Here is a 22,535-nt window from a genome sequence, read left to right as displayed (position 1 = left end):
GTGATCAGGGGCGGGCCGGGAGCACGGCACCGATTGCGGTGTAGTCGTCACGGGTGAGCAGGTCCCTGGGGTCGGACATCTGGCCCCCGACCTCGACCCAGCCGACGTAGTGCTCCGAAGACCAGTCGAGTGCTCGCCGGATCTCCTCCGGGAACGACCGGACCTCGTCGAGGGTGTAGGTGAGGAAAGGGTTCTCCTCAGGGCGCAGGAATGCGAGGTCGTAGCCCATCGACAGACCGAAGCGATACTCGTCCGTGGTGGTGTTCTCGCCACCACCGTGATAGGTGGAGCCGATCCAGATCAGCGCCGACCCGGCCTTCATCTGCGTCGGGACCGCCTCCTCGCGGCGCGGTGCGCGCTCGTCGTCCCACAGGTGCGAGCCCGGGATCACCAGGGTGCCGCCGTTCTCGGCAGTGAAGTCGCTGACCGCCACCATGATCTGCACCCGCGCTTCGCGCTGATAGGTGGGGTGCCGCCACAACCACACCGAGTCGTCGCGATGAAGCGGCTGCGAGCCCTGCCCTGGGCCGATCTTGATCGCCATCGTCGCGCCGACGTGCATGCCTGCCGGGTTCGGCACCGACTCTTCACCGAAGAAGATGTTGATCGGCTTGTCGAGGATGCACTCGGCGACGCCTCGGTACAACGGGTTCAGCGCGATTGTCGCCATGTGCTCGGTCCGCGCGAACAAGCCGCCTGCGCGCTTGGTTCTGTTGCCGGCAAACAGCTCGTCGTGGCCGGTGTCGACTCGGTCGAGCACGGGGTTCAAGTCGTTCTCGAGTCCCTCGATGGTGGCTTCGTCGAAGAGTCCTTCGATGATCACGCCGCCGTCTCGCATGATCACCTCGACCACGGCTTCTGGTGTGGAGTCGGGGCCGAGACGCATCAGTTCGTTCGTCGTCATGCGGGGTCTGTTCCTTCGAAATTTGGGCCGGTCGCATTAAATGTGCGCCGAGCCGACGATGTGATCCGGCTCATACCGTAAGCCAAGTAGGTCATTCGATCAAGGCATATGACTGTGTATTCACCGATACACGCTGCAGCTCGCGACAGTCCTGTCGGCGATATGGCAGTCCGGTGACCGTTCCGACTGATAACGTGCGAACTGACTTGATCATTCGTCCAGATTTAATTTCGACAGGAGGAACGCATGGCCCGCATTCCCGCCCCCGAACGTCGCGCCGAACTGGTGGCTGCGGCCGTGCGCATGATCGCCGCCCACGGGGTGGAGGGTGCCACCACCCGTCGCATCGCGCAGGAGGCGAACGCTCCACTGGCCACCCTGCACTACTGCTTCGCCTCCAAGGAGGTGCTGTTCGCGGCGGTCTTCGAGCACGTCGCCGGACTGTACCGAGAAGTGCTGACGCGCAACGATGTCCACGGCGACGTGCCGACCACCGCCCGTGCTCTGTTGCGCGGCCTGCTGGAGTGGTACGTGGCGAATCCGGAGTTCGGCGCGGCGACCGTCGAGTTGATCAGCTGGGGCCAGCGTCAGGAGGGCCGGCAGGCCGAGATGGTGTACAACGAAGCCTTCGCGACCATGCGGGCGATCCTCGAGACTGCTGCGGGCCGACCGGTGGACGCGGCAATCATCGACGAGCTGACGTACATGATGTCCGTGCTGTCCGACGGATTCGCGCTCAACTGGCTGGTGTTCACCAACCGCACAGCGGCCGAGCCGCAGATCGAACTCACCGTCGGCGTGCTCGACGCGTGGATGGCCACCAACCTCGGCGATGTCTCCCGACCGGCGCGCGGAGCTTCGACGGTTTCCCCCGCGGAAACCTCGCGCTCGCTCGCGTCCTGGGTGAGCGTGCAGTGATTCCGCGCTGACGCCGAAAAACAACTGTCGGCCGCCACTTTTGGTGGCGGCCGACAGTTTCTTCCAGGTCAGATCCGCTGGTTGCCTTCGGCGACGATCCAGCTCAGCGCCGGGTCGTCACGTTCCATCCACTCGGGATGCCACTGGACGCCGAGCACCGCGGCACCCGGTAGCTCGACCGCTTCGACGACGCCGTCGGCCGCGCGTCCCGTGACCACGAGGCCGGTACCGCAGCGGTCGACCGCCTGGTGGTGCCACGAGTTGGTCACCACGCCGGCGCCGAACAGCCGTTCCGCGATCGAACCGGGCTCGAACGTCACCTTGTGGTCGTCGGCACCGTCGGTGAGCGGGGGCGACACCGACAGGTGCTCGACAGCACCGGGCGGGAGGTCGGCGATCAACGTGCCGCCCAGGGCGACGTTGATCACCTGCAGGCCGCGGCACACTCCGAGCACGGGGATGTGCCGGTCGAGGGCGGCACGCACGAGCGCGATCTCGAACTCGTCCCGATCCGGATCGTGGACCATCGGATCGTCCCGCGGATCCACGTCCCGGACCACCGACGGGTCGCCACCCCAGTACGCGGGATGAACGTCCTGGCCGCCGGTGATGACCACACCCGCCAGCCAGTGGCACAGCGCCTCCGGGTCGGCATCGTAGGGCAGGTTCACCGGAACCCCACCGGCCCTGTCGATTCGCTGCGAGAAGTCGGACATGAAGCTGTCGGTGAGCAGGTGACCGTAGCGCTTGTCCAGACCGTCGACCAGTCCCAGCCGGAACCGTCGTCCGGTGATGCCGATCATCGGCCGGAGGAGGCCCGGCGTCGAATTGCCCGCGCTCACGGGAACTCGAAGTACCGCGCCGACTCCCATTCGGAGAGCTCGGCGAACGGATCACCGCCCGTGGTGTGGAATTGCATCCACTCCCACCGCCGCGTACCGACCCAGTAGTCGACGAACTCGTCCCCGAGTTGTTCGCGCAGGATCAGGTCCGTCTCGAGTGCATCGGCCGCCTTGGTGATGGTGTCCGGCAACCGCTCGAGGTCGGGCACACACCACGCCATGTCGGTGACCGGCTCGGGTGGCTCGATCGCGCCGTCGAGACCGGCGATCACCCCGGCGAGGATGGTCGCCACCGCGAGATACAGGTTCGCGTCGGCACCGGGAACCCGGTACTCGAGGCGCGAGTAGGCCGGGTGCCCGCACACCGCACGCACCGCGGCGGTCTTGTTGCTGATGCCCCACGTGACCGTCGTCGGAGGGCCGCTCAGGTCGATCAGGCGGCGGTACGAGGTGATCTGCGGCAACACGATCGACGTCGCGCCCCGCATCGTCGCGAGGAGTCCGCCGACCGCATGCAGCATCGTCGGCGACGGGCCGTCGGCGGCGTAGAAACTGTTGACCCCGTCGCGCTGCAGAGACAGGTTGACGTGTGAGGCCTGGCCGTACCCGGCGGTCGGCTTGGCCATGAAGGTGACGGTGTGGCCGAGTTCGAAAGCGACCTCGCGCATCACCTGGCGGGTCCGAGCCCAGTTGTCGCACACCGAGATCGGATCGCCGGGAACCAGATTGAGTTCGACCTGGCCGGCCGCGTCCTCGTCGCTCCAGGCCTCCCATTCGATGCCGATCTCGTCGAGGCGGCGGGCGACCGCCGACATGTAGTCGATCCAGTCCTTCGACTTCGCGAGGTGGTACGCGGTTCCGGCGGAACCGCCGAGCGGGGTCAGGTCGCGATACCCCTTGGCCCTGGCCTCGTGGATGGACTCCTGGAACAGGGTCGCCTCGATCTCGACCGCCACGGTGGCCGTGAAGCCGTGTGTTGCGAGTCGGTCGACCAGCTTTCGGGCCAGGTTCCGCGGACAGGTCCCGACCGGGGTGCCGTCCGCCTGCCAGTAGTCACCGATCACGGACTGCAGGCCGGGCTCCCACTGCACCAGCGTTGACATGTCGGGCCGGAACTGCAGGTCGGCGAGGTGCCCACGCCACTCGGGGTAGGCGAATCCGAAGGTCGGATCGTTGCCCAGGTCGAGGCCGAACAGAAGATCGGCGAACGCGAAACCCGAGCCCGCGCTCGCGGCGAACTTCTTGGGCGCCACGTTCTTGCCGAGGAACGAGCCATCGTGATTGGTGGCCTCGAGTCGGACCGTGTGGACGGCGGCGGTGCGATCCGTTGCGGTGGTGGTGATTTCAGACATCGTAGCGAACCTTCCAGGATGCGGCGACGAGCACCGACAGCTGAGAGAGCGTGCCGCGCACGCCGACCAGACCGGTGGACAGGGCGGCGATCAGGTCGTCGGCGCCCGAGAAGATGCCGGCCAGCAGATCCGGGGGGCCGGCGATCACATAGTGGGTCTCGCCCTCGCCGACGACCTGCTCGGCCAATCCGTCGGGGCCGTCCGCGACTACGACGAGCACGTCGGGAATCCCCGGCACCGACCGGGCCGCGGCCCAGAAGGTCTCCGCGGCGACCTGCCAGTCCGGCAGCGGCGGCGACAACAGCGCCAGCGCAGCGGCGGCGAGGTCACCCTCGCCCGCGGGCTCCCCAACCTGGGCGAGCCGGCCGTTCAGGTCGACGGTCAGGGTGAGGTCGGGTGAGGTGAACACTCCGCTCGACACCGCGACGACACCGTTGGAGATGCTGATCGTCGCAGCCTGCGGAGTGTCGTGGGAGCGGACCGCGACAATGCCTTCCACCCCCTCCACGACGGAATGTGCACGGTTCGCGCGGACGGAATTGGCGATCGTGCGTCCGATCAGCCGGACGATCGGACTCGCGTCGTCCTCGATCCGAATGTCGACCCCGTCGACCGCGTCGGCCTCGCGTGTCGCGTGGCCGATCGTCGTTTCGGTCATCCTTCAGTCCTTTCGATTCGACGAGATCATGTGCACGGTAGACCGTCAGCAGCGGATCCCAGTTGGTGATGCGACCGTTATGATCAACCGTCTTGGTCGCGTGACTATGATAGTGAGGCACAGATCACTTGTTGTCAATGACTTGCGAGGTTTCCGAGATGAACGACGACGTCCCCACCTGGTGGAATCTGCTCGACGGCGACGCACAGGCCGCGGCCGGGATGCTCGCCCACGCCCTGCCGAAACCGATCCGGGAGCTGGGACCGGAGCAGGCCCGGGCGCTCCTGAACACGACCCCAACCGCCGAGCCGATCACGCCGCTCGACCGTGTCGAACAACTGACCATTCCAACCCGCGCAGGCGCGATCCGGGCTCGCCTGTACGGCGCGACCCGTGCCGCACCGGACGGTGACGCGCCCGCCCTCGTCTATCTGCACGGCGGAGGTTTCGTCCTGGGGACCCTGGACGGGGCCGATGAGCTGTGCCGCGCGATCGCCGCCGGATCCGGATGGACGGTCGTGTCACTGGACTACCGCCTGGCTCCCGAAAACCCCTACCCGGCCGCACTGGAAGACTGCCTCGACGCCTACGCGTGGCTGACCCGAACAGCACCGGAGTTCGGTGTCGATCCGGAACGCATCGCGATCGGGGGCGACTCCGCCGGCGGCAATCTCGCCGCCGCCCTCTGCCTGCACCGACGCGACGAGCACAGCACCCTCCCTGTGACGCAAGTACTCGCCTACCCCGCCGTCGACGAGACATTCACCGCGCCGTCGTGGTCGGAATTCGCCGACGCACCGATCCTGAGTGCCGCGGACGCCCGCTGGTTCTGGGAGCAATACGTCGGCGAGCACCACTCGGGCGGCGACCATCTCGCCGCACCGATGCGCGCCGAGTCGCTGCGCGGTCTGCCGCCTGCCCTGATCCTGACCGCGGAGGTCGACCCGATCCGGGACGACGCCGAGGCCTACGCGGCACGGCTGCGGCGCGACGGCGTCCCCGTCTCGCTGACCAGGTATGCCGGCGTCTTCCACGGCTTCGTCACCGAGATCGGCGCGTTCGCGCAGGCCAAGCAAGCGATCGACGAGGTGTGCCTGCACTTGCGCGAGGTCGTGCGCGCATAATTTCACACCCTGCGGTTCCGCCGAAATCACAACATTTGGTGATCGGTCAGATTCCGAACGCCATCCCAGGCCCTGGGCAGATCGTTCGATCCGATGAATTCTCGCGAGTAGCGCAGATGGCGCCAGCGGCGACGAACCGCATGGGCGGTCAATCGCACGCGCACTCGTCGCGACACCGAGGCGGAGTGCCTCATCGAATTCACCGGTATATGGGAACCATATGGCGGTACGAAAGAGATCTTGTCCACTCCGGAATGTCGCGGCTCCAGTTCATCGAGCGGCTGGGGCAGGGCATACCTGAATCAGTTGCGCTCGAGCGGAAGTACGCGTTCAGCGAGCACATATCCCGCGATCGCGGCGAACCGACGAGCTTCAACTCGTTTCGTGAGGTCACTCGGCGGGACCTTCCGCATCCTATTCCTTTGACGAACTCCGTTACTCGCGTGGGGGCGTCTAGAGGTTACCGCGACAGTTCACCGCGATCCGGTAGCAACGGGGTTCCCGCGGTGGCTTCAGTCGTCCGCGGTGGGGTGATGAGTCCGCGGAGGGCGCGCGTGCCAACTCTACTGGCCGGATGCGGCCTTCTGCCGGGTCGTCGGTAAGCCAGGATCCGAGAGTGACACGAAAATCATGCATCACCTTCAAGAGACAGCAAGTGCGCCAACGTGATCGAGGGCCGCGACCACGCGGATGTCTGCCCGTGCCCGCGAACCTGCCCTTGGATACGTCACTCTACAACCCCGGAGCCTTTCAGACGACGATCGTTATAAGAATCTGAGCAATTATCACAACAGCTGTTGTGTATATCGTGTCGATCGCTTACCGTGACGATCGCCACATCAACCAAGGATTGGAGAAGGGCCATGATCGACGAGGCAACCAAACAGCAGTTCCGCGAAGACGGGGCGGCGCTGATCAAGAACTGGCTGAATCCGCAGCAGATGGACGAGATCCACGAGGCATTTCTCTGGAGCGTCGCCAACCCTGGTCCGCACGTGTTCAACCGGCTTGACGGTACCGAGCTGCAGACGCACATCGACAACGCGAACCCGCGCGCCAAGGACATGTTCGACGACCTCGTCGCCCAGATGCCCTTCGCGGACCTTTACGCCGAACTCTGGGGTTCGGAACACGTTTGGTACTACGCAGAAGAGGTGTTCGTCAAGGACGGCGGGGCCAGCGGCCGCGGTCCCTGGCACCAGGACACCTCGGTGATGCCGCTGGCCGGAGAACATTGGGGCAACGCCTGGATCAGCTTCCAAAGCCTTCCCAAGAAAAACTCCCTGGAGATCATTCGCGCCAGTCACCACGGAGTCAGGTACGACGGCGCCAGCTTCTCGAACGCCGACGACCCGACCGACCCAGCATTCGGCGACGGCACGCTGCCCCGCCTGCCGCACATCGACCGCGACCTCGCCCAGGATCCCAATTCTTGGGATGTCATGTCGTGGGCGGTCGAGCCCGGCGACATCGTCGCATTGCATCCCTCGTCCCTGCACGGTGGTGCGGGGGTAGATCAGGAGACCCCGACGCGACACACCCTGGTGCTCCGATTCTTCGGTGACGACGCGACTTTCCGTGTTCTGCCCGAATCGAACCCGCGCTACGCCCGCAACGGGTTCTTGTTCACGGAGGAGATGGCCAAGCTCAATGACGGTGACCCGTTCCGCTCGCCGATCTTCCGCCAGCTCCGATGACCCACCCACGAGCACACGACAACGAGAAGGCCATGAAGCGCAAAACCATCAACCTCGACACCACCCGGGCCACCTACGAGCGACTGCATTTTTCACAAGCGACCCAGGCCGAGAACCTCATCTGGGTGTCCGGGCAAGTGGGTATCGACCGTGCCACTGGAGAGATTCCCGAAGATCCGCAGGCTCAGGCGCGACTGGCATTCGAAGGAGTCAAACAGGTCCTCGAAGAAGCGGGTTCGTCTCTGGAAAACATCGTTGAGTTGATGACCTTCCACACCGATCTGCAAGGTGATGGCCCGGGCTTCGGCGCAGTGAAGGATCAGTACATCGGCGAGCCGTACCCGTCGTGGACCGGAGTCGGCGTCACTCAGCTCGCGCGGCCGGAGTTCGTCGTCGAGATTCGCGTCGTCGCGGTCGCGGGGGACTGAACCGCCGACCGCCTCAGCCGACAAGCGCAACTATGTCATCGCAATTCGTGCTGTAGCCGCTCCCGGCAGCAGCACGAATTGGCCGAAATGCAAGGAACCCATGAAAACTCTCACATCGCCCATGCAGTACTACCCGAGCACGGGCTGGGTCGACCGTCCCACGCATCTCGAGGCGCCCCTTCAGGGCGAGCACTACTGTGACATCGCCGTAGTCGGCGGCGGCGTGGGCGGCATGCTCACGGCGCTGCGCCTGGCCGAGAACGGCCGCGACGTCACCCTGCTCGAATCCGACCTCTGTGGTTGGGGCGCGAGCGCACGCAATGCGGGCTACCTATCGAGCACCGTGGGAAGCGACCCGCACATCCTCGCGAAATACTACGCGGGTCGATTCCATGGCTTGGTCCGCTTCGCCGACTCGGCGGTTCACTTCACCGAAGACCTGATAGACCACCATTCGATCGACTGCGACTACGAGCAAACCGGCATTCTCGCTTCTGCCGTGACACCGTCCCAGCTCGAGGCGGTGAAAGCCGGCGCCCAGATACTCATCGACGCTGGCATCGACTCGGAGATCGTCGACGGCCGTGACATGGGCGTTCCGGATGCCTTCCTGGGCGGCATCTACACACGCATCGGTGGGATCATGAACCCGGGCAAATTCGCTCTCGGTCTCCGCGATGCCGTCCTGGCCTCGGCTATCACAACATTCGAGCAGAGTCGGGTCCTCGACGTCAAAGACACGGGTGGCTCGGTCACACTCGACACGTCCAGTGGGCGTGTCCACGCCAACCAGGTGGTGCTGACGAACAACGCTCACGCGAAAGAACTGTCGATCACACCCCGATGGCTCTCCACCCCCGTGCAGGTAACCGCCATCGAGACCGAGCAGGTGGCACCAAACCTTCTCGATGCGGCCGGCTGGACGAGCCGCACCCCGATGGTGACCAGGCACATCGTGATGGAAAGCTACCGAACGACACCGCGCGGCACGATTGTCATCACCACCCGCAAACTCCAGATGCCGCGTGGAAAGATCACCGATCGCCAGCCCGACCAGGCGATCGTCGCCGATCTGATCCGGGCATTCCGCACACGCTTTCCCGCATTGCACGATGTTCAGCCAGCGAAGGCGTGGGCCGGATGGATCGGCATGACGCCGTCGGTCTTGCCGGTGGCCGGATATGCGTCTCCTCGCGTCATCTACAACAGCGCGTGCAACGGCCACGGTCTGGCTCAAGCACCATATCTCGGAAGTCTCGTCGCCGATTACATCTGCGGCAAAGGCATGCACGATCACCTGAAGGCCGTGTGGCGGGCAAAGCCGAAGTTCGCGCCCGGACTCGTCAATCCGCAGACACTCAAGCTGGCATGGCTCGCGGACCGGCTCACCGACCGTCGCGGCTGAGCCCTCTCATCCAGAACCGAGCCCGCTCGACACCGGCCGAGCAATCCGGTTCGCCCAGGCTCGCGGGCCCAGTTCAGATACCGGTGACAGCGCGGGCTGGACCCGAAGATCGTCGAACCGCAGACCCGCGGGCTTCTGGTCCCGGGTGGTGGTCGGCGTACCCACGCCCGCACTGCGGGGCAAGGTCAGCCCTGCAGTGACGACGTCGAGGTGTGGGTACGTTCCGCCACAAAAGACCGGGGCCGGATCGCCGTAGACGTCTGCGCGCTCGCCCGGCGGCGAGAATCTCTGCGACGACGGACGTCTCAATGCCGCTGCGGTCATTGTGAGCCAGACATCGTCACTCCTCCGAGAGGCCTTCGAGGCCCAACCTGCTCGACCCCATTACCGCGGCCGCATCACCCACCGGCATCGCACTGCGCAGCGCGCGCGATCGTGCGCGCTGACCGACGCACGCCGCTGATCAGGGCCCATCCCTGTCGACACCGCGAGCGAGGTCCCGGTGTGAACCGATCACCGCATCACCCAGGCCACGCGTGCGTGGACCACCGACCGACCTTGCAGCCGACTAGCGCCGCGCGCCCGGGACCGGGGCAATCAAGGCGACGGCGGCGTCGACAAGTTCCCGAACCCGGTCCGGGGTGAACCTCTCTGGTTCGAGGGGGAACAGCAACGCCCAGCCGTCGGCCATGGCGCTCAGTTGGTCGGCGAGCAGGTCCGCGGAAATGTCGTCGCGAACGGTGCCCCTCACCTGCCCGGCCGCGAGGATCGAGGTGTACACCTCACGGAACCGCCCGTAGCGCCGCTTATAGACCGCGGCGAGGGCCGGGTCGTGCCGCGCATGGGCGAGTAGTTCGGACATCACGGGCCAGAACTCGGGGTCACTGGTGGTCAGCCGCAGCCAGCGTTCGAAGAGCGCCTCGATAGCGGTTTCCGCTTGAACACCCTCGAGCATCGCGTCGTAGCGGTCGAACCGGCTCTCGACCAACGCGAGGACCAGTTCCTCCTTGTTGGCGAAGTAGTACGTAACTGCCCCGGTTGTGTATCCCGCCCGTTGGGCCACCTTGCGCAACGACGCGTTGGCGTAGCCCTCCTGCGCGATCGCCGACGTCGCTGCCTTCAGCAACTCCGCACGCTTCGCCTCGGGGTCGCCCGGCGGGCGACCCCGACGCACCGCCACCTCGGCCTCGCCGCCACTCGTTTGTCGGGTCTGCTTCTTCAGCACTCTCTGATTGTGTCACAGATTTTACAGAACGACCGTTGTGCAAAGTGTCGCTGCTCGTTACAGTGACCTGTGCCACCTCCGGCAGAAGCCACCCAGACAAGGAAGGACCAATGATGGATGAGTCAGTGCGCCAGGCATTCCGGAACGACGGAGCCGTCCTCATCGAGGACTGCCTCGACGAAACGCAGTTGGCGCAGTGCCATGAAGCGTTCATGTGGGCCGTCGACAATCCCGGCCCACACGTCTTCCGTCCCCTGGACGGGACCGAACTGCGGACCCACATCGACAATGCCAACCCCCTCGCGAAGGAGCGACTCGACGAGCTGGTGTCGTCGCTGCCGTTCGGGAATCTGTTCGCCGACCTGTGGGGCTCGGAACACGTCTGGTACTTCGCCGAGGAGATCTTCCTCAAACAGGGCGGGACGAGTGGACGCGGGCCGTGGCATCAGGACACCGCCAACCTGCCGTGGGCCGGCCGACACTGGGGCAACGCGTGGATCTCCTTTCAGTCTCTCCCCAAGCAGAATTCGCTCGAGATCGTCCGCGGCTCCCACCGCGGCATCCAGTACGACGGGGCCAGCTTCTTGAATCCCGACGATCCGACCGAACCGCTCTACGGTGACGGCACCTACCCTCGTCTGCCGGACATCGAAGCCGAACGCGCGGTCGACCCCGACGCCTATGACGTGATCTCCTGGGCCATCGACCCCGGTGATGTCCTTGTCCTGCATCCTCGCTCACTGCATGGCGGCGCCCCCGTCGATGCAGCCACCCCGGACCGCCACACTCTGGTGCTGCGCTTCTTCGGCGACGACGCCACCTTCCGCCCGCTCCCGGACGCGAACCCGAACTACGCCCGCAACGGAGTCCTCTTCGCCGACGAGATGGCGAAACTGAACGAGGGTGAGCCCTTCCGCTCCCCCATCTTCCGTCAGCTCCTCTGACCCGGCCTGCAAGAAGGCAGACCCGCTCACGAAACGCCAACTGATCAACCCGCCCACACCGAGGCGACATACGACCGACTGCACTTCTCCCAGGCCATCCGGGTCCGCGACCAGATATGGATGTCAGGGCAGTGGGGCTCGACCCCCACACCCGAGAACCCGCCGACGGCATGAAGGCCAGGCCCGAAACGCGTTCGAAGGCGTCAAGACCGTTCTCGAAGCGGCGGGAGCAAGCCGGACGACATCGTCGAGCTGACGACGTTCCACACCGACCTCCCGGATCGCAATCTCTCGTGGACCGCGGTCGGAGTCACCCAGCTGGCACACACTGTTGGTCGAGGTCCGCGTCCTCGCGGCCGCAGGAGCAGCGACGCCTGACCACATCCTCGCCGCGGCCGCACCGCTTACACAACGAGTGAGGATTCGCACCGCCGACGGGTTCGAGGCATCGCGTACCTCACCACATGAGTTGTTCCGCATATTGAACGCGCCTGAGGTTTCCGCCTCCACGGACGGGCGCTGCCTGCCCGTCGATCAGGTCGAAGACCACGAGCGTCCGGCTCGGTGATCGGTTCACCACTGTCGCCGACACGAAAGCACGGGCTGCTCGTCGCCTCGTGTCGGCGCCAGACGTCCCGTGCACTCCTCTGAAAGGTCTCTTCGATGCCCAACCTGCTCGACCCCATTGCCCGTCACGCGGCCGTATCACCCACCGGCATCGCACTGCGCACCGCGACCGCACCCTGGACATATGCGGGCCTGCGCGACGCGAGCCTGCGGTACGCGGGGGCCCTGTGTCACGCCGGTGTCGGTGCCGGCGATCGGATCCTCCTTGCTGCGCCGTCCGTTCCCGAGTTCGTCCTGGCCTACATGGGAATTCAGGCGCTCGGCGCAGTCGCAGTCACGGTCAACACAATGTGCACTACCGAGGAGATCGAGTACTACCTCACGGATTCGGGTGCGCGCCTGGCCATCGGTTGGCACGGTCTCGGCCCAGCGGTCGCTAAGGCCGCCGCGGAAGTCGGAGTTCCGTTCTGGCACCTTAAATCGGGTGCCCCCACCGATGCCGCCCCCATCGATGGCGTCGTCGCCCGCGCGAGCGACGACACGGCTGCGATCCTCTACACCTCCGGAACCACCGGAAGGCCGAAGGGCGCCCAGCTCACCGTGGGGAACCTGCTGTCCGCGGGTGAAATCGCCGCCACCATCTGCCGGAGCACCGCGGCCGATCGCACCGGTACCGGTTTGCCGCTGTTCCACGTGTTCGGTCAGGCATCGGTGATGATGGCCAGCTTCACCGGCGGCGGCTCGCTGTCCCTGCTCAGCCCGTTCACCCCGGACAGCATGCTCGACATGCTTCGGCGTGACGACCTCACGATCCTGGTCGGGGTGCCGACGATGTGGAACGCGATGTTGCACGTCGCCGGCGACGCTGAGGCAGACTTCTCACACCTGCGGGTCGCGGTGTCCGGTGGCGCGTCACTGCCCGGCGAGATCGCCCGGGTCTTCGAATCCCGTTTCGATTGCAGCATCCTCGAGGGATACGGCCTGACCGAGACCACCGCGCTCGGCGCGTTCAACGATGTGGACCGCGGCGGCAAGATTGGTTCCGTTGGCGCCGCGGTGCCACGCCTCGAAGTCGAGGTCCGCGATTCCGGTGGACATCCCTGCCCGGACGGGGTCGTCGGCGAGGTGTTCATCAGGGGCGCCACGGTGATGAAGGGCTACTGGAACCGTCCTGACGCCACCGCCGCGGTCCTCGACCCTGGCGGCTGGTTCCGCACCGGCGACCTCGGTGAGTTCGACGCCGACCACGACCTGCGGATCGTGGACCGGCTCAAGGACCTGATCATCCGGGGCGGTTACAACGTCTACCCCGGCGAGGTCGAGGAGGTCCTCTACCAGCACCCCGACATCGTCGAGGCTGCGATCATCGGAGTGCCCGACGACCACTACGGCGAGGAGGTCGCCGCAGTGGTCGTCCGTCACCCCGACTCGGACCTCACCGAAGAACAGGTCACCTCCTGGTGCCGGAACAGTCTGTCCGCGTACAAGATTCCTCGAATCGTCCGTTTCGTGGACCAGCTCCCGAAAGGTTCGACCGGAAAGATCCTCAAGCGCGACATCGACCGCACCGACCTGCAGAAGACGTCCGCGTAACCCGTCACGGCGGGTTTGCCCGGGCGGAGGTTACCGATGGCGCCGAAGGATACCTCTCCCCGTGGAGGCGTAGCCCTCACCGCTCAGCACGTTTCACCGAACGTGGCGTGGCCTCGAACTCGTCACCGATGACACCGGCCGGCGCTGGCCTGGGCATGCCCGGACGGGCGATGAACAACGGGCAACCGCGCAGGCCGGAAGGGCAGACACTCCGGCAGGGTTGAGGCGACAGGACCAGCTATGTTCACGACCTGATTGCCGAAACACCCTGCCATGCAGATTATTCCGTTCTCGTCCCTTGGCACACTTGTGGTGCAAGTGGTGGAGTGCCACCACAGTCCTTTCATTCATACAACTGACACCCGTGGGGGTTTCTCGTGATCAAAACGTTCGACGTTGCAGTAATCGGTGCCGGTTTTGCCGGTGTGACCGCGGCCCGCGATCTCAGCCTCGCGGGCCACTCCGTGGTACTACTCGAGGCGCGCGACAGGATCGGTGGCCGAACCTTCCTCGGTGACGCATTCGGCCGGTCGGTGGAGTTCGGCGGCACGTATGTGCACTGGACTCAGGCGCATGTGTGGCACGAGCTCAAGCGCTACGGTCTCGGCCTGGCCACACCCCTGGAGCTGGAGAAGATCTACTGGCTCGCCGGCGGAGTCGTGCACTCGGGAACCCCGGCCGAGTACGCCGGCATAGCCCGTCCGCTGACTGCCCGGTGCCTGGCGGATTCGCGGGAGTGGTTTCCGCAGCCGAGCAATATTTCCGCCGCGGAAACCGGTGTGATCGAGAAGCAGACGCTGGCGGACCGGATCGACTCGTTGAACCTACCCACCCACGACCGAGACGTTCTCGGGGGCGCGATGGCGTCGCTGGTCCACTCCGAGAGCGAGCAAGGCATTGCGCAGTTCCTGTTGTGGGCCTCGATCAATTGCGGCCACTGGGACACGTTCAAGGAAACGGCCGGCCATTGGCCGATCGTCGGCGGGACCAAACGGCTGCTCGACGCGATCAACGGTGAGTCGACGGCCGAGCTGCGCCTGTCCACACCGGTAACGGCGATCGAAGACGACGGGCGCGGGACCGTGCTGACCACCCGTGCGGGCGAGACCCTACGCGCGCGGTACGTCGTCGCCGCGGTTCCGCTCAACACACTCGGCGATGTGACTATCACCCCTGCCCTCGCAGAGCCGGTCCGCACGATGGTCGAAGAGAAGCACCCGATGAAGACCGTGAAGATCTGGGCTCGGGTCCGGGGTGAGATCGAAGCCTTCGCCGCGATGGCCCCCGCCGGAAAGCATCCGATCAACACCGCCAGGGTGGAATACCGCCACGACGGTGACACGCTGGTTGTGTGCTTCTGCTCCGACGCCTCGGCGATCGACGGCAAGAATCGCGAAGCGGTGCAACGCGCGCTCCGGCTGTTCGTTCCCGACATCGAGGTGGTCGATACCGCCTGCCACGACTGGGTGACCGACGAGTTCTCGCAGGGCGCGTGGGTTCATCACCGCCCGGGAAACCTCACGCAGTCGGTGCCGCGGATGCGGGAGCCGCACGGCCGCATCCACTTCGCCGGCGGTGACATCGCCGAGATCGGTATCGGTGGCATCGACGGCGCCATCGAGACCGGTACCACGGCGGCTCGCGAGATCGCCCGAGCACTGACCGACGGACGCCGCTGATCAGGGCCCATCCCTGTCGACACCGGGAACGGGACCCGGCCTTCAGCCGGTGTCGACCGATCACCGCACCACCCAAGGCCCCGCGTGCGTGGACTACACGCCTGGCCAGCGGCCGACCTGCGCCGCCCGCCAGAACCCGGGCATCACCGGCAGAGTCGACGAGCGCCTTGACCCGGCTTGGGGGTGAAACCTCCAGTCAGTGGAATAGCAGCGGCGCAGCCACCGCCCTGACACTGGAATCGCTCGGCGAGCTGATCTGCGGGAATCTCGTCCCGGAGGGGTGCCCCGCTGCATCGTCAACGCGCACCCGGGAGGCCCGTCCATCGGCCCGACCCACGGCTGCGAGTTGCCCCTAAACATTGACAGAACAACTGTTGTGCAAATACGTGCCCGGGGCTACAGTGATCCACGTCACCTCAACCTGGATGCTTCGCTCGAGTCGATCGGGATACGACGCATTCCCAGCTTCGAGGCGCGCATATGCCACTCCCCCTTCTCCTCGCCCGCAAGGACGAAATGCTGTCGCATGAAAGGCAGAACAATGGATTTGTTGGATACCGCGGACAACACTGTCCGAATGAGGAAGTCGGCGGACATCCCTGCCCGGCTCGACCGCCTCCCGGTCATGGCGCCGCACATCGTCTGGATTTCGATCCTGGCCGTCAATCTGGCGCTGGAGTACTACGACAACGCACTGTTCGCCTACACGATGCCGGCAATCGCGGACAGCACCGGCCTGAGCCTGGGACAGCTCGGAACGGTCAGCAGCGCCTTCTTCGTCGGGATGGTGGCGGGCGCACTGGCCGGCGGGTGGCTGTCCGATCGGTTCGGTCGGCGGCAGGTCCTCGTGTGGTCGACGCTCCTCTATTCACTGGGGGCGCTCGCCACCGCATTCGCACCGAACTTCGAGGCGATGATCCTCGCCCGCTTCGTCACCGGCGTCGGTGTGCAGGCAGCGACGTCGGTCCTTCTGGTGTACGTCGCCGAAATGTTCCCGAGCAAGACACGCGGCCGGTTCGTATCGATTCTGACCATGGGATTCGTGGTCGTCGCCCCGCTCGTCGCGCTGCTCGCTCTGGTCACGATCCCGGGCGGCGGGCCCGACACGTGGCGGCACCTGTTCATCATCGGCAGTGTCGGATTGCTGATCGCACCCCTGGTCCGACTGGTCCTGCCGGAATCGGTCCGCTGGCACATCTCCCGCGGCCAGTTCGACAAGGCTGAACAGATCGTCGAAAAGCTCGAGGCCCGCGCGCTGCGCCGCGGACCGCTCAGTGACCCGCCGGTGATCACCGGCACCGACACCGAGCAGCAGTCGCTCCGCCAGGTCCTCGGGAACCGGCGGGTGCTGCGCGTCATCACCGTCGTATCCCTGGGCTATTTCGGTGCCACCCTGGGCTACTACCTGTTCGGCAACTGGGCTCTGTACGCAATCGTCAACGGCCTCGGCTACTCCGAAACCCACGCATACGAGGTCCAGCTGATCTGGAACGTCGTCTATTGCGTCACCCCCCTCATTGCCCTCGTGGTCATGGACAAGGTGGAACGCAAGACCCTCATCCTCATCACGTCCCTCGTCAGTGCGGTTCCGTTCGTGTTGCTGGGCGTCTCGACCAGCAGCCCGGTCGTGATGGCGGCGGGCGGCGCCGTCGCCATCACGACTGGGCTCGTGCTCACCGTGTTCTACGCCTACATCCCGGAAGCGATCCCCACCGGCGCCCGCGGCCTGGGCAGCGGGATCATCATCGGCGTCGGACGGTTCGGCGGCGCCGTCTCGGGCGTTCTGGGCGCGGCACTCTACGGCGGGTGGGGCCTCGGCGGTGTGATGATCACCGCCGCGGCCTGCTACATCGCGTTCTCCCTCATCATCGTCATGTTCGGACCTCGGACCACCAACCGTTCACTCGAAGGTGTTGCCGCCGAGGAGCTCAGCACGAACACGTAGCGCCGCAGGACCGCGGTGGAGCACAGCCAGTGTCTCCGCCGCGACGGCGTTTCGACATCGCCGCAACTTCCTGATCATGCCACCGCCGGGAGTTCAAACACCACTGATATACCCTCTCCGGCAACGACATCGGTGGCATGTGAGGGGCCGGCAACGTTATCGCGGCCACCAAGCCCTCCCATGGCCGCCGATTACGCCGGCAAGCGGGACACCGTTTCGGTCTGTCAGAACCCCGAATGCTGTTCAGGCGCCGAGGACCGGGCCGAGGCATCCTCTTACACGACAACCTTCGTTCGGGCGCGGGTCTGCCATGACAAGCCGGCGTCGCGCCCAACGCCCCAATGGTGTGTTGCACCGGGCGGTAGGTGTACGCGGCACCGAATCAACGCTAGTACGGACGTCAGAGTCCGAGGAGTCGGTGTAGGACGCTCGCACTCGGACGACTGCGGTGGCCACACCTCTCACGCGCGCAAACCGGTTTCTCCCGGACCCGTGGGTGTGCCCGGTCGCGTTGAGGAAAGGGGCCGCCCCACATGCCCACCGGCAGAGGCCCGTATGCGCGGACGCCACAGTTCTTCGAGTCGCTCTGCGAAGCGACTCGGTGTCATCCCGAATTCGACGAGAATGTCGGCAGCGCGTGGACCGCCGAACGGTGCCCACCGTCGTGCGAATTCCAAAATTTCCCGGTCGTGCGGGTTCATCTGATCGTGCTCCATTTGTCTGGGATGCGTGCGCTCATCGGGACCGGGATCCCGCTACTCACGGAAAAGGTGGGGCCGCCCCGATTGATGAGGCGTCACGGCTTCGAGCATGAACACTCCTTGAAGGGTTCTCAGCGCATGCTGGGTGATTGAATTGATTTACGGGCAGCACAGTTTGTACTCATGGTTGAGTGCTCGCCACCTCGAGGAGCGATTTCTCCTCCTCGGTCAGAGCCCGGCTCTGAGAGAGATCCGTGTTCCACGCGACGATCACGCTCACCGCCTCCAGCACCACGGTTCCGGTGGGAGTGGTGACCTGCTCATGAAGCCGAATGCTGGACGTTCCAACGTGGTCGACCACGAACGAGCAGAGCAACTTTCGGTCATCGAGGACGGCAGGCGAGCGAAAGTCCAACTCGAGTCGGGCGACGACGTAGGACCAGTCGTTCGGCAGTTCCCCCAAGCTGTCGAGCCAGCGACCACGGCCCTGGTCGGCGATCGTGACGAGCGCCATGTGCGAGACATGTCGGTACGCATCGATGTCCGTCCATCGGAGCTCGACCTCCACCACACCTTGCGCCATATATCTCATCTGTCGTTCTCCTCGTCTGAACCGTGGGCCACCTGGGTCGATCGGCGAGCCGTGACGGACGCGATGACCGCCGCAGGCATCGACAACTCCTCCAGAGTGTTGATTGCTACGCACTCGCCCGTTCGCTCGTGGTGAATCCTGTGTCGTTTCCGCCGAACTCACAGACGGATCACTGTAAACACAAGCCAACGTTTAACACAACAGCTGTGATGCAAATTGCATTGGGCGGTGCGCTAGAGCATCGGATAACGGCCGGTCTGACGATTTCCAGTGGTTAGCATTCGCGCCCAGGCCACGCAGGTCGCCGAGAGCGCCAACCTGGTCGGCAGGTTTCTGTGACTGCGCCTCGACCGGCCCGGTCTGTTCAGTAGCGGAAAGACCCAAGGCTATTCCCGCTGCAACCCTCTCGTATGCCTCACGACGACCGTTCCATCAGTCCGGAATCCGGCGGGCGCGGATTGTGCTGTCTTGCGGATCATTCTTCTTGTCACAGCTGCCTCCTCGTCGAACGATTTGTTCACTACTGTCGGCCAAGGCTTGCCAGGACCGTCTTGGCCGCGCGCTCGCCCGAGGTGGCGGCGTCGGCAAGCGTCGGCAGATCGCCTTGGTAGTCACCGGCGAAATAGACCGTGTCGAGCGGATTATGCAGCGTCGGAAGCGAGTTCCGGCGCCCGGGTGCCCAGAAGGGCACGACACGGCGGTGGCGGCGGATGATGCTGGTGCCCAGTTTTCCTGCGAGCTCAGGGAACACCGTGAGCAAGTCCTCGGAAAAGCGCGCGACGATCTCTTCGTCGGACAGGTCGAACAGTTTGTCGGCCTGTGCGCCTCCGGCGAAACAGGCGACGGCGCCGCCTGGTTTGCGGTCATCACCGCGGCGCTGTGCTGCGGCATGGTTGAACATCGCCTGGAACGACAGCTGCGGGGTCGACACTGCGATGAAGTCGTCCCAGCGCTGCTCTCCGGTTTCTTCGGTGAAGAATCCGACGATCACGTACCGGCCGTAGGTGATGTCGTTCAACGCGTTCCAGTGCTGCTGCGGCAGATCCGGAAGGATCCGCTTGGCGATGTCGGCGGGGGCGGTCACGACCGCGCGCTGGGCGTGCAGGCGTGCCGGACGGTCACCGTCGAGGTAGTCGACGACCACGCCGCCACCGTCGCGCCGTACCGATTGCACCGGCGAGTTCAGCCGAACCCGGCTACCGAGATCCTCGGTCAACACGTCGGTCAAGGTTTGATTGCCGCCGACCGGCAGGGAGAAGTTCGGAACCTTGGCCGGGTCGGACAGTGCCAGGCCCACCGAGGTGACGAACTGAGTGGCGGCGGTTTCCTCGACCTCGCATCCCATCCACTGGGCCGACCACGCGCGCACGATCGCGGTGGCCAGTTCCGATCGCACTCCCTCGAGCAGGTAGGACGCGAGCTTGGTGTCGAGCTTGGCGCGAACCCGTCGCGCGGTCCGGCTCTTCGACTGCAGGAACGGGGTGACAGCGAGGATGCGCGCACCGACGATGGCCATGCCGATCCGGTCCATGACTGTCATCCGCGACCCGAACATCAGCTCCACGGGGTTGGAGGTGTCGACCAATCCGCCGTTCAAATACAGCCCGACACCCTTGCCCGCGAGCGAACCCATCTCGATGTTGTGCCGCTCGAGTGCATCGAAGAGCGGGCCGGTGCCCTCGGTGAATTGCGTGCCGACGTTGATCCAGTAGTCGCCCTGGCGAACGCTGTCGACGCGTCCACCTGTGCGATCGGTGGATTCGAGCACCACAACGTCGGCGTCGGGTAGCAGCGTTGTCGCTGCCATCAACCCCGACATTCCGGCGCCGATGACGACCACCTCGGTGGTCTCCTCAGCTGGTACGTAGGTTTCCTGTGCCTCGGGCATTGTCATTGCTGTTCCTCATTTTCGTTCAGGGATCATGGAAACGGGCGAATCGCTGCGTCAGAAGCCGGCCTCGTCGAGGTCCATCACAGTCAGATCCGTGGCCGAGACCACTGCCAGTTCGGCGGTGACACGAGGCAGCACAGAGTTGGCGAAGAACGAGGCCACTGCAACCTTGCCGATGTAAAAGGCGCTGTCGCTTCCGGCATCGAGTGCGGTGAGCGCGGTTTCGGCGGCGACGATGAGGCGCCATGCCACCAGCAGGTCGCCCATGAGAAGCAGGAACCGGACGGCGTTCAGGCCGATGTAGTACAGCTCCCGCGGCTCTTTCACAGCGTTCAGCAGATGGGTGGTGAGCCTGCCGACAACCTCCTGAACATCCTCGAGTGCGTAGGAGAGCAATATCTTCTCGTTCTTCAGCCGCCCCCCGCCGGTATCGGACTGGGCGGTGACGCGGACTTGCCCGAGCAGGTGTGTCAGGGCCACGCCGTTGTCGCGGGCGATCTTGCGGAAGAAGAAGTCCTGGGCCTGGATCGCGGTGGTGCCCTCGTAGAGTGAGTCAATTTTGGCGTCGCGGATGTACTGCTCGACGGGATAATCCTGCAGGAAGCCGGAACCACCGAAGGTTTGCAGGGATTCGGTGAGGTACTGGTAGGCGCGTTCGGAGCCGACGCCTTTGACGATGGGCAACAGCAGGTCGTTGACGCGGGCGGCGACATCGGCGTCGGCGCCGGAGATGTGCCGGGCGACGACGGGATCCTGGTGACCGGCGGTGTAGAGGTAGATCGATCGCAGCCCTTCGGCGTATGCCTTTTGCATCATCAGCGAACGGCGCACATCGGCGTGGTGGATGATGCTCACCTTCGGTGCCGTCTTGTCCGAGGCCCGGGCCGCATCGTTGCCCTGGACTCTGGTCTTCGCGTAGTCGAGCGCGTTGAGATAGCCGGTGGACAGTGTCGCGATGGCCTTGGTGCCGACCATCATCCGGGCCTCTTCGATGATCTTGAACATCTGGGCGATGCCGCTGTGGACGTCACCGACCAGGTACCCGACGGCGGGGATGCCGTGCCCACCGAAGGTCAGTTCGCAGGTGGCCGAGGCCTTCAGTCCCATTTTGTGCTCGACGTTGGTGACGAAGACGCCGTTGCGTTCGCCGGGTTCACAGGTGTCGTGGTCGAAGTGGAATTTGGGGACGATGAACAGGCTCAGCCCCTTGGTGCCGGAGACGGCACCGCGAGGGCGGGCCAGCACCAGATGCATGATGTTCTCGAAAAGGTCGTCGGAGTCGGCGGAGGTGATGAAGCGCTTGACGCCTTCGAGATGCCAAGAGCCGTCGGCCTGTTCGATCGCCGTGGTGCGGCCTGCCCCGACATCGGAACCGGCGTCCGGCTCGGTCAGGACCATGGTCGCGCCCCAGTTGCGCTCGACCGCCTGCGCCGCCCATCGTCGCTGCTGTTCGGTGCCGATGTCGACGAGGACGTTCGCCATCAACGGTCCGCTCAGATACATGTAGGCGGCCGGTTGCGCACCGAGAACCTGTTCGCTGATCGCCCAGTTCAGCATCGACGGTGCGGGCACCCCGCCGACCACCTCGCTCTTGGCGATCCGCCACCACTGAGCGTCCTGCCACGCCCGCACCGCTCGCTTGAACGGCTCCGGGATTCGCACCGAGTGCGATTCGGTGTCGAAGACCGGCGGGTTGCGATCGGTGTCGGCATACGGCTCCGCTACCGGACCCCCGGCCAGCCGCGCTGCTTCGGCCAGCATCGTCCGCACGGTGTCGCCGTCCAGGTCGCCGAACGCCCCGGAATCGAGCACGGCGTCCAGGCCGTAGACCTCGAACAGGTTGAACTCGAGATCGCGGACGTTGCTCTTGTAATGGCCCATCGGACCCTCACCTCTCGATCGGGCCCGCCGCGGTCGGGCGGGCGGAATGGTTCCGATGTAGTCCCGTGCACGGCGATATCGCCGTGCGGCATGGGCCGCAGGGGTTTGCTTTGTGCCACGCAGTCATCGGTGACGTATCGGACGGCCGTCGGCATCGGGAGCCCGACGGCTTGCGGGTGACGCCTTGTG

General features: G+C 65.2%; 18 protein-coding genes. 9 read left to right on the top strand and 9 right to left on the bottom strand.

Features of this window, described 5'->3' with window-relative positions; genetic code table 11:
* Window positions 1–4: 4 nt before the first annotated feature.
* The gene (locus tag PSR88_RS27060; protein WP_016883695.1) at window positions 5–904 is read right to left on the bottom strand and encodes a phytanoyl-CoA dioxygenase family protein; all 900 of its coding nucleotides are present in this window, start codon (window positions 902–904) and stop codon (window positions 5–7) included.
* Between the two features lie 246 nt (window positions 905–1,150).
* Between PSR88_RS27060 and PSR88_RS27055 the strand changes: the two genes are divergently transcribed.
* Entirely contained in the window at window positions 1,151–1,822 is a 672-nt protein-coding gene (locus PSR88_RS27055) for a TetR/AcrR family transcriptional regulator (protein ID WP_016883696.1), read from the top strand.
* 68 nt (window positions 1,823–1,890) lie between these two features.
* Here PSR88_RS27055 and PSR88_RS27050 read toward each other — a convergent pair whose 3' ends face one another.
* From PSR88_RS27050 to PSR88_RS27040, 3 genes are read right to left on the bottom strand one after another with little or no spacing between them, the layout of a single operon-like run.
* On the bottom strand, window positions 1,891–2,664 hold the full coding sequence (locus PSR88_RS27050) for a gamma-glutamyl-gamma-aminobutyrate hydrolase family protein (RefSeq protein ID WP_016883697.1): 774 nt from the start codon (window positions 2,662–2,664) through the stop codon (window positions 1,891–1,893).
* Window positions 2,661–4,016: a glutamine synthetase family protein gene (locus PSR88_RS27045; RefSeq protein ID WP_011597508.1), complete on the bottom strand. Its 1,356-nt coding sequence runs from the start codon at window positions 4,014–4,016 to the stop codon at window positions 2,661–2,663. The genes PSR88_RS27050 and PSR88_RS27045 overlap by 4 nt, the downstream gene beginning before the upstream one ends.
* Entirely contained in the window at window positions 4,009–4,674 is a 666-nt protein-coding gene (locus PSR88_RS27040) for a hypothetical protein (protein ID WP_011597507.1), read from the bottom strand. The genes PSR88_RS27045 and PSR88_RS27040 overlap by 8 nt, the downstream gene beginning before the upstream one ends.
* A 158-nt stretch (window positions 4,675–4,832) precedes the next feature.
* Here PSR88_RS27040 and PSR88_RS27035 point away from each other — a divergent pair, with 158 nt between their 5' ends.
* The 4 genes from PSR88_RS27035 to PSR88_RS27020 all read left to right on the top strand — a co-directional run bounded on the left by PSR88_RS27035 (window position 4,833) and on the right by PSR88_RS27020 (window position 9,328).
* The gene (locus PSR88_RS27035) at window positions 4,833–5,798 is read left to right on the top strand and encodes an alpha/beta hydrolase (protein WP_016883698.1); all 966 of its coding nucleotides are present in this window, start codon (window positions 4,833–4,835) and stop codon (window positions 5,796–5,798) included.
* 824 nt (window positions 5,799–6,622) lie between these two features.
* Complete coding sequence (locus PSR88_RS27030) at window positions 6,623–7,495, top strand: phytanoyl-CoA dioxygenase family protein (protein WP_237724145.1); 873 nt, start codon at window positions 6,623–6,625, stop codon at window positions 7,493–7,495.
* 32 nt (window positions 7,496–7,527) lie between these two features.
* The gene (locus tag PSR88_RS27025) at window positions 7,528–7,923 is read left to right on the top strand and encodes a RidA family protein (RefSeq protein WP_016883700.1); all 396 of its coding nucleotides are present in this window, start codon (window positions 7,528–7,530) and stop codon (window positions 7,921–7,923) included.
* Window positions 7,924–8,023: 100 nt separating this feature from the next.
* Window positions 8,024–9,328 carry an NAD(P)/FAD-dependent oxidoreductase gene (locus tag PSR88_RS27020; protein WP_157180184.1) on the top strand — a complete coding sequence of 435 codons (1,305 nt, stop codon included), beginning with the start codon at window positions 8,024–8,026 and terminating at the stop codon, window positions 9,326–9,328.
* A 568-nt stretch (window positions 9,329–9,896) separates the two neighbouring features.
* Here PSR88_RS27020 and PSR88_RS27015 read toward each other — a convergent pair.
* Entirely contained in the window at window positions 9,897–10,553 is a 657-nt protein-coding gene (locus tag PSR88_RS27015; RefSeq protein WP_016883702.1) for a TetR/AcrR family transcriptional regulator, read from the bottom strand.
* A gap of 110 nt (window positions 10,554–10,663) precedes the next feature.
* On the opposite strand from PSR88_RS27015, the gene PSR88_RS27010 reads away from it, so the two are divergent.
* From PSR88_RS27010 to PSR88_RS26995, 4 genes are all read left to right on the top strand, one after another.
* A complete protein-coding gene (locus tag PSR88_RS27010) occupies window positions 10,664–11,497 on the top strand; it encodes a phytanoyl-CoA dioxygenase family protein (RefSeq protein WP_016883703.1) in 834 nt (277 codons plus the stop codon).
* A gap of 663 nt (window positions 11,498–12,160) precedes the next feature.
* Complete coding sequence (locus PSR88_RS27005; RefSeq protein ID WP_016883704.1) at window positions 12,161–13,657, top strand: AMP-binding protein; 1,497 nt, start codon at window positions 12,161–12,163, stop codon at window positions 13,655–13,657.
* Between the two features lie 377 nt (window positions 13,658–14,034).
* Window positions 14,035–15,336 (top strand): flavin monoamine oxidase family protein, encoded by a 1,302-nt coding sequence (locus PSR88_RS27000; protein ID WP_016883705.1) that lies wholly within the window; start codon window positions 14,035–14,037, stop codon window positions 15,334–15,336.
* Between the two features lie 526 nt (window positions 15,337–15,862).
* Window positions 15,863–17,281 carry an MFS transporter gene (locus PSR88_RS26995; protein WP_342338547.1) on the top strand — a complete coding sequence of 473 codons (1,419 nt, stop codon included), beginning with the start codon at window positions 15,863–15,865 and terminating at the stop codon, window positions 17,279–17,281.
* 461 nt (window positions 17,282–17,742) lie between these two features.
* Here PSR88_RS26995 and PSR88_RS26990 read toward each other — a convergent pair whose 3' ends face one another.
* The 4 genes from PSR88_RS26990 to PSR88_RS26975 form a co-directional block, all read right to left on the bottom strand.
* On the bottom strand, window positions 17,743–17,982 hold the full coding sequence (locus tag PSR88_RS26990) for a DUF3263 domain-containing protein (protein ID WP_237724146.1): 240 nt from the start codon (window positions 17,980–17,982) through the stop codon (window positions 17,743–17,745).
* A gap of 181 nt (window positions 17,983–18,163) precedes the next feature.
* Window positions 18,164–18,574: an acyl-CoA thioesterase gene (locus tag PSR88_RS26985; protein ID WP_237724147.1), complete on the bottom strand. Its 411-nt coding sequence runs from the start codon at window positions 18,572–18,574 to the stop codon at window positions 18,164–18,166.
* Between the two features lie 520 nt (window positions 18,575–19,094).
* Window positions 19,095–20,462, bottom strand: coding sequence for an NAD(P)/FAD-dependent oxidoreductase (locus PSR88_RS26980; RefSeq protein ID WP_016883710.1), 1,368 nt, complete (start codon window positions 20,460–20,462; stop codon window positions 19,095–19,097).
* 57 nt (window positions 20,463–20,519) lie between these two features.
* Entirely contained in the window at window positions 20,520–22,346 is a 1,827-nt protein-coding gene (locus tag PSR88_RS26975) for an acyl-CoA dehydrogenase (protein ID WP_016883711.1), read from the bottom strand.
* Between the last annotated feature and the right edge of the window lie 189 nt (window positions 22,347–22,535).

It is taken from the genome of Rhodococcus sp. DK176, assembly GCF_038447315.2.
In the GTDB taxonomy this organism is placed as follows: Bacteria; Actinomycetota; Actinomycetes; order Mycobacteriales; family Mycobacteriaceae; genus Rhodococcus_F; species Rhodococcus_F jostii_A.
The sequence above is the reverse complement of the archived record's forward strand: the minus strand, read 5'-3'. Positions and strand labels throughout refer to the sequence as shown.